Origin of the sequence: Flavobacterium sp. HSC-61S13 (genome assembly GCF_024171535.1) — a bacterium.
Taxonomy (GTDB): domain Bacteria; phylum Bacteroidota; class Bacteroidia; order Flavobacteriales; family Flavobacteriaceae; genus Flavobacterium.
On record NZ_JALJZV010000003.1, the window covers coordinates 73,217 to 87,864 of the forward strand.

The window sequence follows — 14,648 nt, forward strand, 5'->3', positions numbered from 1 at the left end:
ATGTATTTTTTAAGCAAAAAAAAACTGCCCCTTTTGGAGGCAGTTTTAAACATTTTGGTTAGTTACTTATTTATTGATTTGAACCCAACCCGTTCTGGTTTTTCCGTGAGCGATAACAACATAATAGTATGTTCCATCAGGAAGCTGCTTATTTGCTTTATCCTGACCAGACCATTGATCGGTATAAGCCCCTTGAAACGAATATACCTCCGCACCATAACGGTTATATATCACAATACTACTTACACCGTGTTCTTTTAAATCGAAACGATCATTTAATCCATCACCATTAGGAGAAATTCCCTTTACAATCGGACAGTCTTTATAACTCACTCTGAAGCTGCTTTCACCGAGACATAGACCGTCATCAGATGCAGCATAAACATAGATGATTTGTGCAAACGGCACTAAACTACCCACAATCAATTCCATTCCTTGACCACCAGCTTGAGTAAAATACTTGTTATGAGCCGACAAAGGAGCTAGTACATGCAACGAACACTCCAATTCTACATCGGCAAAAACATCGGCTTTTACAGCTGCAGTAATCGTTACTTTATAAGAGATTTCCTCATAACAGCCGTTGCCATTGTCTTGTAAAACATAAATATTATGCTCTTTAGGCTCCGTCAACACATCTCCTGCTTTGTAATTGATTCCCTTAGCAGCGGATTCAGTATAATAATATTGATCTTTTTCCAATTCCGGTAACATATATGTAGCACATATCTTAACATTGTCACGCGTATCAGGTATAATTCCTTTAGTGGCACGTAAAGTCCATTCAAAGATTTCCCAACAACCCGTTCTGACATCTTCTACATAAACATACAATTGCACATCCGTTGCTGTGGTCTCTAATTGATAAGCCTTTGGATCAACAATACTATCTTTCTTGGTCTCCGCATCAGCCTTGGTTTTATAGTAGGTAAATCTATAATTAACCGGATCTACTTTAGCCAGCATTCCCACTTCAACTTCTGTTAAATCTAAGGTGAGTGCCGTTAACACCTTTCGACAGATCGGTAGGGTAGTTGGCGCTGTTAACACCGTGGATATCGCTGGATAAATTTCAACTTTGACCGACCCGCTTACCTCACAGTTAATCGCTAGATATTTACCAACTACTTTATAATCTCCTGTTTCAAAAACTTCTAAATCCGGTAAAACAGCTTCAGGAATCAACACACCATCTCTATACCATTTGATAGAAACACCATCAGTACCTAACCCGGAACTTATTATACGGGATTCGCCATTACAAAGCGCACTGCCATTTTCCACCAACATATCAGCTCCTAAATCAAGATTACCCAAATCAAAACTTCCCGCATTAAAATATACTGCAGAGGTATGACTTTGCGTAGGACAAAAATCAATTACGGCCAATTTGATATGGTATTTACGTCCCGGTACCACTTTAACCGATTCAGAACTCATTGCCTTAGTTAATCCAACAAAGTCAATTGAAGCCTCCAAAGCATTATCTACTTTGTCGTAATATTTCCAAAACCATTCCGGATTCTCACTTCCACAACTCGCTCCAGATTTATCAGCATCTCTAATAGTATTTATCGATATCGGAGTTTCTGTTCCAGAGACTTTCGCTAGATTCTGTCCTTCTCCCGTAGTAGAATCCACTAACCAAGCTGCAAACAAAGCCCCCACTTTACAAACCTCTCCACAGCTTTGATGATAACTATTAGAAGCAAATAGATAATCGAATTTTATTTCTTCTTTAATCGGAATAAAATCAAACTCGATTTGAGTTACCCTTTTCTTCGGATAGTTTGCTCCTCCAGCATCTTCAATAGCGTCATTAATATCCTTGTCACCAACCCAACGTTCATTATTTGCGCCACGGAACGAAGAATACCCCATATATGGTCCAGCCACATACTGTAACTCATTAGTCGCCAAAACGATTCCTTCCTTAAATGGGAAGTCCGAACCTGCTTTATTAAAATATCCAACCGTATTATATTTTTGAGAAGCAGTTCCTCCATCTCCATTTTGATATTTCACATTGGATACCAAATCACAATTCGATTTGACCAATACATCTTTCACCAATTCCTCAACAGTGTATTTATCACCACTTGGACTCACTTCAATCGGAGTAAAGTTGGGAGATGTCGTGAGGCACAAATTAAACAGATATCCCGTAAAATCACTAGCATCGACACCGATACGGATATAATACTTATTACCGGGAGTTAAATTTCTCAAAACGGCCTCATTATCCGAGGCATTCATATCGTAACATCCCAAGGAAGTAGTTGTAATCAAATTACATGGCTGGTCATATAAAACCACATATACATAGGAATAAGCTGAACTTCCAGAAATACTAATCAAATCTCTCATAGTTAGCAAATGCACCTTTGATGTTGCAGTAAATTCAAACCAAGCATCTTTAGATATAGCAGAAGCATTTGCACATGCTGGAGTCGGAAGAGTCGACTTGGTAGCTGACATCAAAGAAACATCTAGTGATTTAACACAATCTAAAGTGGCATTAACAGGAAGCTGAACTGCTCCTACACACTCGTCATTCGCCCCTACCGTCGTTCCTGTATTTAAAGGACTTGACCAATCACTATTTGATTTGCCGTCTGTACATTTCGCTCTGACATAAATCGTATAAGCCTTACTCTGATCTAGTCCACTAATCGTTGTTTTTGGGTTTCCATTAACCACTAGCGATTTAATCGGAGCACTGTTTACATCCTTCCCATATTCAACTACAATAAGCTCCCAAGAGGTAACTCCACCAGTTTGTTGCCATTCCACATCTAAAGTCGAAGCCGTTTGCTTGTTTGATACCAGATAAAAAGGTTCAGGACACCCAATGACCTTTTTAATAAATATATTATCAATATGAACCTCTACAGAACCAACGGTTTTCGTGCGCCACGCCAGATTACTTCTTCCTTTTACACCTTTAAAAAACACTACTTTTTCTTTCCATATTACATCGGTAAAATCTGCAGCGGCAACCAATTTTGTCTTAAATTGATCCAAGGCAAGCCCCGTATTTGATAACAACACTTCCAATCTTCCCGCATCATAGTCTCCAGCCTTATAATGATATTTCAAAACATAATCACTATTTTCCATATCGATATCCGGAGAGATCAACCAATCATCACTTTCTTCTTCATCCGTCCAATCCCACACCGATATAGCCATTGAGCCATTACCTTCATAACTACCGTAATTATAAATATTCCATACATCTCCGCCGTCTGCTACAGCATCCACTATTGTCCAACATTTAGTAGTCCTAGAATCGGTATTAAAACCTTCCCAGAATGGAACCGCATAAAGATCACATAGGGTGGTAAAATTAAAAGGTCCCGACCAAATACTATACACTCCAGCGCTACAAATAGTACGTACATAATACTCATAATCCGTATTAGGCTCAATGGCTTTACCCGTTTGATCCTGTGTCAGTGTATTTTCTTTTTTAGTAGTAAGGGTTCCATTGCCCGTTGGAGCTCCCTTTCCAGCTTCTTGTAAAACATACTCCCAATTGGTTGCCTTAAAATCATCAGTCCAGGTAATGGTCGCTTTTCTTTGTTCGATATCCTTCGCATCTAGCAATATAGGTTCCGGACAAGTCAATACTTCTTCTACAAAAACATTATCGATATAAACCCTTTTTGATCCACCACCTTTAATATGCCAAGCCAGATTTACATTACCATCAAAATCTGCAATATATGCCGTTCTTTGTTGGTAATTTCCAATTTTATAAGTCTTACTTTTTACAATTTCCTTTTTAAAATCCGCAGGCTTGTTTCCCGTATTAGAAGCCAAAACCTCAAACTCATTATCATCGTTATAGGTATCCGTGACAAAATGGTATTTCAATCTATAAATTTTATTCTTCTCCAGTTTAATCACTGGCGAAATTAACCAATCGTCACTTATTTCATTTTCTCCATTATATGTATAGAAAAACATCGCATGACTGCCCTCATATTGTCCAGAATTCGCTCTACTCCAAATGCCACGTCCCGAAGATGAAGTAGCGTCCTTGTTTTCATCAAGTATTGTCCAACAATAGATTCCAATAGAATTCGCATTAAACCCTTCCCAGAATGGAGCCGCAAATGCGGAACAACCAGTTCTAAAATTAAAAGGTCCTTTCCAAATACTAAAGGTTCCGTCGCCACAGGTCGTTCTTACATAAAACTCATAGGCCGTATTCTCCTCTAAATTCCCTCCCGATTGATCCTTAGTTACGATATTATCTTTTTTAGTAGTCGCGGTACCGTTACTTGTTGGTGCTTTCCCACCTGCTTTCTGAACCACATACTCCCAATCCTTACCAAAGTCATCACTCCAAAAAATTGAAGCGCTGTTTTCTTTGGAATCTTTACTACCCAAGCCCATCGGCTCCGGACAACCTACAATTTCCTCTACAAAGACATTGTCTATATACAAGTAGGTTGAACTATTACCAGGACTATTAACATGCCACGCTAGATTAACGGTACCCGCAGTAGCGCCAATGATAAGAGATTCTTCAGCCCAAACGTCCGTACTAATCCCTGTTTTAGTTATTAAACTTCTCGTAAAATCGGATACAGAAGTGCCCTTAGTAGAAAGTAAGACTTCGAAATCGGTTTTGTTAAAACTACTCGTTTTATAATGATACTTCAATCTATAATACTTAGTGGCATCAAGCTTAAAGCCCGTTGAAATTAACCAATCATCATGCTTAGGCGATGAAGTATAACCGTAGTAATACATGGTTTGATCTCCCTCAAATTGATCGTAATTAATTGTTCTCCAAATATTACTATAAGTATCTCCGTCGTTATTATTGTCAACAATTTTCCAACAAGTCAATCCTGTCGAATTCACATTAAATCCCTCCCAAAGCGGCAAAACAGTTAAATCACAAGGGGTTTTAAATTTTACAGGACCTACCCAAATACTATTCTTTCCTGCACCACAACTGGATCTAACAAAGAATTCATACCAGGTATTCGGTTGTAAGTTAGCCCCACTAGTTCCACTGGTTTTAAGTACTTTTATGTTATCTATTTTAGAGATCACCCCACTTCCAATCGGCGCAGGACCTGCCCCCATCGGTTGAACAAAATACTCCCAACTCGTATTGTTTGGATCCGTCCAAGATATTTTAGCACTATCCTTCTCTAAATCTCCAATAACGATTTCCTCAGCCGGCGCATAACACGACACTTCTTGAATGGTCACCAGGTCGATATATACATAAGCATATCCTTTAGCCACAACGTGCCAGGCAATATTGATATCACCTACTTCACCGTTGACATAAAGGGTTTCCTTAACAAAAGTTGAAGTATTGCGTTTTTTAGGAGATGATAACGACTTTTTAAAATCCACTGGATTGATTCCGTCTCTCGATAACAAGACCTCAAAATCATTACTATACGAACTGCTTGTTTTGTAATAGAACGTAATTGCATAAAGGCCTCCATTCATTTTAACCATTGGAGAAATCAACCAATCGTCATGAGTTGTTGATGAATTTGCCCCATAGAAAAACATGCTGCGATCGCCTTCATAAGGCGAACTGCTATATTGTTTCCAAATATTATCTCCTGTTGGAGCTGTAGCATCCTTATTATTATCGAGTATTTTCCAACATTTAAAATTTGTAGAATTGACATTAAATCCTTCAACCAAAGTTGTACTTACTGCCTTACATAAAGTTCTGAAACTAACTGGACCCATCCAATCTCCTAGACTTCCATTAGCACATTTAGACCTCACAAAATATTCATATTCAGTACCGGCTTCTAGGTTTTTATTCGTGTGATCTTTAGTTGCCACTACTTCATTAGCAACAGCTAAAGTACCCGCTGCAATCGGCCCATTGCCTCCTGCCTTTTCTATAAAATATTCCCAATTTGTATTTACCGTATCTGTCCAAGAAAGCGTTACCTCATCGGTCTTAATCTTCGTAGCTTCTAAATTCAATGGCTCTACACAAGCCACCTCTTCAAGTGACACATTATCTATATATACTGTGGTACTAGACTGGGTTGCTATATGCCATGCCAAATTAACATCGCCTCCATATTTTGTTATAAAAACGGTTTCTTCCCTCCAATTTGAGTTTTTATAAACTCTCGTAGCAACTATTGTTTGGGTAAAATCAGTCAGAACAACCCCCTTATTTGATGCTACTACCTCGAACTCATTATTGCCCGTGGTGCTTTTATAGCGATATTTTAGTTTATACGTCTTTGTTGCATCTAATTTGAAGGTAGGCGAAATCAACCAATCATCACTCTTTGCAGTGCTCGTAAAATACATGGATCGATCACCTTCAAAAGGCGAGCTAGTGTAGGCTTTCCAAATATTATTGCCCGTTGGTGAGTTGGAATCTTTATTGTTATCAACAATACTCCAACATGCAAAGGTTGTTGAGTCTGAATTAAATCCCTCCCAAAAAGGCAACGATTGTATCGTACAGGGTGCTGCCGCTAAAAGTTTTACTGGTGCAAAACTAAAATAGGGCTGTAGATTCAGATCTGGCGCAAAGGATTTATAGTGCCACAAATCACTACTACGGTAATTGTCTAGATTATCCTGTTTCGCATTGGCTGAGGCACTTAAGAACAGCAGCCCATATATACAAAAAACAGAAATAAATGAGGTAATTTTACTCATATCTAATAAAATATTTGGTTAGTTATTAGTAAATATATAATTTTAACTCATAATTAAGTTAAAAATTATTAAAAATTTTACACTCTATAAGTCTTTTACGAAACATTAAAACACCGAAAGCCTACCACATACAGGGTGTATCGCTACTTTTTGAGATAACCGTTAAACCACATTTAAAAAAATTAAATCGTTATAAAACTCTTAAAAACAAAAAAAACCGGAAGTTTTCACTTCCGGTTTTTTTTTGTTTGATTATTTATTGATCTGAACCCATCCTGTTCTGGTTTTTCCATGTGCTATAACCACATAGTAATACGTACCGTCGGGCAACAGTTTATCTCCTTTTTCTTGCCCATACCATTGGTCTGTATAAGCACCTTGGAACGAGTAAACTTCCGCACCATATCGGTTGTAAATCACCATACTGGTCACCCCGTGTTCTTTTAGGTCAAAGCGATCGTTTAATCCATCGCCATTTGGAGAAACTCCTTTTGGAATTGGACAGTCAATATAACTCACCTTAAAGCTACTCTCGTCAAGACAAAGTCCATCGTCGGAGGAAGCGTATACGTAGATCGTTTGTGCCAGAGGAACTAAACTACCTACAGCCAACTCCATTCCTTGTCCACCCGCTTGACTAAAGTATTTATTATTTGCAGGTAAAGCAGCTAATGCATGCAAATGGCATTCTAATTCTACATCACCAAAAACAGCTGCTTTGACTGGCGCTGTAATGTCGAGCTTAAAGGATATCTCTTCATAACAACCACCTCCGTTATCTTGGAAGACAAAAAAGGTATAAGTCCCAGGAACATTCAAAACATCAGCTCCTTTATACTCCACGCCTGTTGCCTTTGTAGCCGTGTAATAATGCTGCCCCGATTCCAGAGCAGGAAACGTGTAACTACCGCAGATTCGAACATCTTCACGAGCTGTTGGAATAATTCCCGCTGTAGCTTTTAACGTCCATTCGAATATTTCGGAACAACCCGTTCTTACATCTTCCACATAAATATACAGCATGCTGTTTACCCCTTTGGTCTCCAACTGATACTCTTTTGGATTCGGAATCGAATTCAATTTTGCCACAGCATCTTCTTTAGATGTGAAATAGACAAACTTATAATTCAATGGATCTACCTTTGCAAGCATCGCCGTTTCCACTTCTGTAAGATCTAAAGTCAAGGCTGCTAAAGCAGTACGACAAATAGACAAAACATCTGGAGTTGCAATAACCTTGGATATCGCAGGATAAATCTCAATGCGTTTGACTCCCTTAACTTCACAGTTAATCGCATTATATTTCCCTACAACCTTATATTCCCCGCTTTCGCAAACCTGCAAATCTGGTTTGTTTGCTCCCGCTATCACCACATCATCTTTATACCAAGTAATTGTAGTCTCTTCAGTACCTAAACCGGATTTAATGGTTACACATTCTCCATTACAAAGTGCGTTACCTTCTTCCACAAGCATATCTGCTCCCAAGTCCAAATCGCCCAAATCAAAACTCCCTGCATTAAAGAATACTGCTGAAGTATGAGCATTATTGGTACAAAAATCCATAACTGCCAACTTAATATGATACTTACGCCCTGGAACAACTACCACGGTTTCAGATTCCATAGCCTTGGTTAAACCGACAAAATCAATGGGCGCATCAATTGGATGATCCTGATTGTTATCAAAGTGTTTCCAGTAATACTCTGGATTGACACTACCACAATCTATCCCCGATTTGGTCGCATCTCTAATGGTGTTTAGGGATATCGGTGTTTGGGTTCCTTTAATTTTAGCCAAATTCTGACCTTCTCCCGTAGTAGAATCGATCAACCAAGCCGCAAATAAGGCTCCTGTATTGCAATCATACGTACATCCATTAATATAACTATTAGAAGCAAACAAGTATTCAAACTTGATAGCATCTTTAATTGGAATAAAATCGAACTCTATTTGAGTAACCCTTTTTTGCGGTAGAGGACCTCCACCAGCATCTTTAATTGCATCGTTAATATCCTTGTCACCTGCCCAACGATGGGGATTACTACCTCTGGCGCTATTGGCTCCAATATGAGGCCCTGCTACGTACTTAATTTCACTAGTTCCTAAAACAATTCCTTCCTCAAAAGGAAAATTAGAACCCGCTTTACTAAAATACCCCACGGTATTAATGGCTTTTGTCAAAGGTCCTCCATCACCTACTTGATAGGTTACATTAGATACCAAATCACAATTGGATTTTACGAAAACGTCTTTAATCAATTCGTCTACATTATATTTATCCCCACTAGGACTCACCTCTAAGGGAGTGTATTTTGAAGTAACCAGACACAAGTTAAAGACTAAATCACTAGCCGTCGTTGCAGAAACACCTAGTCGCAAATAATATTTCTGCCCCGGTATTAAGTTCGTCAACAATTTATTATTGCTGGTTCTAGACAGCGAAAAACACTGTAAAGCTGCCGCAGTAATAGATCCACAAGGTTGATCATATAAAGCGAAATAAATTAATGGAGAAGCTGTTTTTCCTGAAACGCTAACCAAATCTTTTATACTCAGCGAATGACTGGCCGCCACAGCAGTAAATTCAAACCAAGCGTCGTTTACAATAGAAGCCGAACAACTCGGTGTTGGAAATTGAATAGGTACTGTTGCTGTAGCCGATTTAGTAGCTCCAAACAACGAACCTGATGCTATTTTTACGCATTCCAAACTCGTGTTAACCGGGATATTTACTGCTCCAGAACACTCATCATTTTTATCCAGTAGCGTCCCACCATTTGATGCAGTAGACCAATCACTAAAAGATTTGCCATCTAGACATTTTGCTCTTACATAGATTTTGTATCCCTTCGCGGAATCCAATCCATTTATCGTGACTGCAGGGGTTCCCACCACATTAATAGATTTAACAGGAATTGCCGTATGGTCATCACTAACACCAACCACTATCACTTCCCAAGAAGTAATTCCTCCGGTTTGCTTCCACACTACATCCATGCTTGTGCTGGTATGATTAGAAGTTTGAACATAGTGCGGTTCTGGACAGCTTTCTATTTTCTTTAGAGTTATATTGTCCAAATACAAATAGGTCGCTGTGGTATTTTTTGACTTTCCATGCCAAGCTATATTGACATTCCCTTTTATATTATCTAAGAAAATAACTTCTTCTACATAATTACCTTCATAGTAATTTTTTAAACCCAAAAGGGTTGTTGTAAACTTATTGGTTTCAATTCCTTGGGTTGACAACAATACTTCGAACTCATTGTTATAGGTTGCTGTAGTGCTGGTCTTATAATGGTATTTCAAAATATAAGCGCCACCGTCCAAAGTAATAGTAGGAGAAATCAAATAATCATCATTCGGAACCTTATCCGCATCATAGAGGTAATAATACATGGCTTGATCGCCTTCATAAGAACTTGTATTGGTTTTCCAAGTCGTCCCCATAGGTATGATCAATCCGGTTTTGTCTAGGACCGTCCAACATCTGGTCGTTTTTGAGTCCTTGTTAAAGCCCTCCCAGAATGGAGCTGGATAAATCTCACAGATTGTAGCAAAAGCAACAGGCCCTCGCCAGATACTGAAAGCTCCATTGCCACAAACTGTACGAACGTAAAATTCATAGTCTGTATTTGCCTCTAGATTTTTACCCGATTGCATTTTAGTAAGTACATTTTCTTTTTGGGTAGTTGCAGTTCCGGCTCCTGTTGGCAATCCTTTACCCGCTTCTTGAACATAGTATTCCCACTTTGTAGCACCAAAATTATCTGTCCAATTGATGGTTGCCTTTTGGGTTGCTATATCTTTTACTGCCATATTCAGCGGTTCTGGACAGCCAGTGACCTCTTCGACAAATACATTATCCACATAAAGATAGGTATATTGAGAGGAAGCGGTTACGTGCCAAGCAATATTAACCTCCCCACTAACTCCTGTGATAAAAACATATTCTTCTGTCCAAACCGTACTTGGAGCGTATTTGCTTTTAGGCACAACCACTGTAGTGAAGTTTTTCGTATCTAATCCAGCCGTTGACAAAAGCACTTCAAACTCATAATCATATGTCAGTGTTGTCGTTGTTCTATAATGATATTTTAGACGGTAAGTCTTCGTTGGTTCAAACTTAATTTTTGGAGAAACCAACCAATCATTATGCGGTATTTTAGTCACGTCAGCATTACTTCCATAGAAATACATCGAGTGACTTCCTTCGAATTTCGTCGTTACTGTTTTCCAAATATTACTACCCGTAGCTGTGGTAGCATCCTTGTTCTCATCAATAATTGTCCAACAATTCACACTCTTATCCGAGCTGTTAAATCCTTCCCAGAAAGGCGTAGTGTAAACACTGCAGGCCGTTCTAAATAAAAAAGGTCCAGACCACACGCTAAACTCTCCATTACCACAAACAGAACGCACATAAAACTCATATTCCGTATTAGCAAGTAAGTTTTTACCCGATTGCTCTTTGGTAAGAGCCGCCTCTTTATTTGTGGTTACTGTTCCATTTCCTACTGGCGATGGAGCACCTGCTTCCTGTACGAAGTATTCCCAACTACTCCCGTAATTTTCCGTCCAAAAAATGTTGGCTGTAGTTTCCTTTACATCTTTACTACCCAAGTTCATTGGCTCTGGACAGCCTTTTATCTCTTCCAGAGATACCGCATCGACATACAGATATGTAGCAGTTCCCGCTGTATTTACATGCCATGCAATATTAACATCGCCACCAACTTTACCGATAATAATGGTTTCTTCGACCCAATCATTACTACTCACCGCTTTTTTGGTTTGTAAAACCTGCGTAAAATCCGTTAATAGGATGCCCTTATTGGACAAGACAACTTCGAAATCATTTTTATAGGTTGTCGATGTTCTATAATAGTATTTTAACCTATAGTATTTCGTGGCATCTAACTTAAATCCTGGAGATATCAACCAGTCATCGTGTTGTGGGGAGCTCGTTGCATAAAAATACATCGACTGGTCACCTTCTTGATTGGTTGAAATCGTTTTCCAGATACCGGAAGACGTCAAACTAGTTGCATCTTTATTATTATCTACAATTGTCCAACAGCTCAAGTTGGTTGAATTTTTATTAAAGCCCTCCCAATACGGTAAGCTTGCAAAATCACAAGGTGTTTTAAAAGCAATTGGACCAACCCATTGGCTGTTTTTTCCAGCACCACAACTCGATCTGACGAAAAACTCGTACCAAGTATCCGGTAATAAGTTTGTTGCACCAGCACCGTTTGTCTTTGTCACATCAAATGTAGGTTTTGGAGCTACTGATCCACTGCCTACCGGCATGGTTCCAGTACCTTGCAATTGCGTAAAAACCTCCCAATTCGCATTATTGGTATCTGTCCAAGTGAATGTCGCTTTTCCTTTATCTAAAGCAGTCAAAACCACATTTTGATCTGGAGCTATACAATCAATTTTTTCGATGGATGCTAAGTCGACATAGACTGTAGTAATTCCCGAAGACTTAACATGCCATGCGATATTTACGTCTCCGATGATATCTTTGACATATAGTATTTTCTTGACGTAAGCCGTGGTATTGCGTTTTTCGCTAGGCTCAATAATCATTTTAAAATCAACTGGTTTCACCCCATCTTTAGACAACACCACTTCAAAATCATTGCTATTAGAAGCAGAGGTTTTGTAATAATAGGTGATCGCATATATGCCTCCCGTCATTTTAACCGTTGGCGAAATCAACCAATCATCGTGTGTTGTAGCTGCTATACTGCTGTAAAAATACATCGAACGATCCCCTTCATAAGGTCCGGTCGCGTACTGCCTCCAACTGTTGTTCCCTGTCGATAAGACATCGTCGTTATTATCTGTAACCTTCCAACAACTAAAGCTAGGAGAATTAACATTAAACCCTTCTGATAGCGGTAGATTTACGGGATTACAGGCTGTAGTAAATACAAACGGACCTACCCAATCTCCAAACTTGCCATCCACGCATTTTGCTCTTATGTAAAACTCATAATCCTTTCGAGCTGTTAAATTATTGTTGCTATTGTCTTTGGTCACCACAAGCTCTGTTGTCTGAGTTGAGGTTCCCGAACCGACTGGTAGAGCTCCTCCTGCACTTTGTACATAGTACTCCCAAACCTTATTAACTTTATCATTCCACAACAAAGTTACTTCTGTTGGTTTGATGTCTTTCACTGCCAAATCTAGCGGCACAACACAGCTGGCCTCTTCAATGAAAACATTGTCTAAATACACTGTAGCTGAGGTAGGATTTGTCACGTGCCATGCAAAACTAACATCGCCTCCTAAATTGGTTACATAAATGGTTTCTTCTGCCCAAGTTGCACTACTGTAGATTTTTTTTGCCAGAATAACCGTGGTGAAATCGTCGATTGCCGTACCGTTATTAGAAGCAAGCACTTCAAATTCATTAACAGCCGTACTGGTTTTATAATGATACGTCAGCTTATATGTTTTGGTTGCGTCAAATTTAAAAATGGGTGAAATCAAATAATCATCATTTTTAGATGTTCCCGTAAAATACATACAGCGATCTCCTTCAAACACGCCTGAAAGGGTACTGTATAAGCGCCAAATATAACTGCCTGTAGGAGATGAAGAGTCTTTATTAGCATCGACTATATTCCAACAATTAAAAGTAGTTGAAGCTAGGTTAAATCCTTCCCAAAAGGGCAAACTCGTTTCGGCACAAGGTGTCGTAAATAAAAATGGTCCAGACCACACACTGTATGCCGCTGCACTACAAACCGTTCTGACGTAGTATTCGTAAGTAGTACCAGCTACTAAATTTGCGCCTAAACCGTCTTTGGTTGCTAGCGTGCCGGTTTTAGAACTGGTCGCTATTCCAGCAGTAGTCGGAACAACTCCAGTGGGTTTTTGTATAAAATATTCCCAATTTGTGGCCGCAAAATTATCGTCCCAAAGCAAACTTACCTGATCCTTTTTTAACGACTTAATATTTAAGTTTAAAGGCTCTGGACAAGTCGCTACCTCTTCTATAGATAAGTTATCTATATAGAGATAAGTTACTCCTGTGGAAACCACGTGAAAACCGATATTAACAAGACCACTTACTCCGGAAATAAACGCGACTTCTTGTTGCCATTCTGCACTATTTCCATACATCTTTTTAGGTATGACCGATTTGGTAAAATTCGCCGAACTTACTCCAGTCGTAGACAATAACACTTCTATTTCGTGGTTGTAATTGGCTACAGTTGTTCGATAATTGTATTTCAATCGATAAACCTTGGTAGCGTCAAAGCTCAAATCTGGTGTTATCAACCAATCATCATGGGTTTTTCCCGTTGTTCCATAGAAATACATCGACTGATCCCCTTCCATCTTCGTGGTGCTGACTTTCCAAATATTGGATGAGGTTGTCGCATCTGCATTAACATCTAAAATCGTCCAACAACTTAGAGTCCCCGAATTTTTATTAAATCCCTCCCAAAATGGTAAAACTTGTACGCTACATGCCGCTGCTTTCACAGCATTTAATCCCGTGAGATTAAAATAGGGTTGCAAGTATAACTTTGGAGCATAAGACTTGTTAAGCCAATTAATATTGGTCCTAACAATTTCTACTTCTTTTTTGTTTGCATAAACCGAATCGTTTACAAAAAGCATTATAACAACAAAAAAGACCGAGAAAAGAAAAGTAATTTTTTTCATCCCTAATAATTTACTTGGTTAATTGGTTTCAAATGTATCGCTTTCTTTAACAAATACATCACAATTAGTAAATTATTACATGAATAAAATTCAATTAAAATGGACTTTTATCAATATTAAATGCAATAAATATTTGGCAAACTTAACAAATAATCAATAAAATAATTGTTTTTACAAAGTTTAATCAATAACCAAACCTACTGTTTTAATACTGCTATCCGGCAATTTATAGCCGAAATTAAACTGTCTTTTTCTTTAAAATAAGTAAAAAAAACCAG

At 38.6% G+C, this 14,648-nt stretch carries 2 protein-coding genes; both read right to left on the reverse strand.

The features are described from left to right. Window positions 1–66: 66 nt before the first annotated feature. Complete coding sequence (locus tag L1275_RS04180) at window positions 67–6,678, reverse strand: choice-of-anchor J domain-containing protein (protein WP_253470129.1); 6,612 nt, start codon at window positions 6,676–6,678, stop codon at window positions 67–69. A 252-nt stretch (window positions 6,679–6,930) separates the two neighbouring features. Beyond that, a complete protein-coding gene (locus L1275_RS04185; protein ID WP_253470131.1) occupies window positions 6,931–14,370 on the reverse strand; it encodes a choice-of-anchor J domain-containing protein in 7,440 nt (2,479 codons plus the stop codon). Between the last annotated feature and the right edge of the window lie 278 nt (window positions 14,371–14,648).

Coding starts and splice junctions, on each gene's coding strand:
- L1275_RS04180 (WP_253470129.1), bottom strand. CDS start 6,678: ATGAGTAAAATTACCTCATTTATTTCTGTTTTTTGTATATATGGGCTG.
- L1275_RS04185 (WP_253470131.1), bottom strand. CDS start 14,370: ATGAAAAAAATTACTTTTCTTTTCTCGGTCTTTTTTGTTGTTATAATG.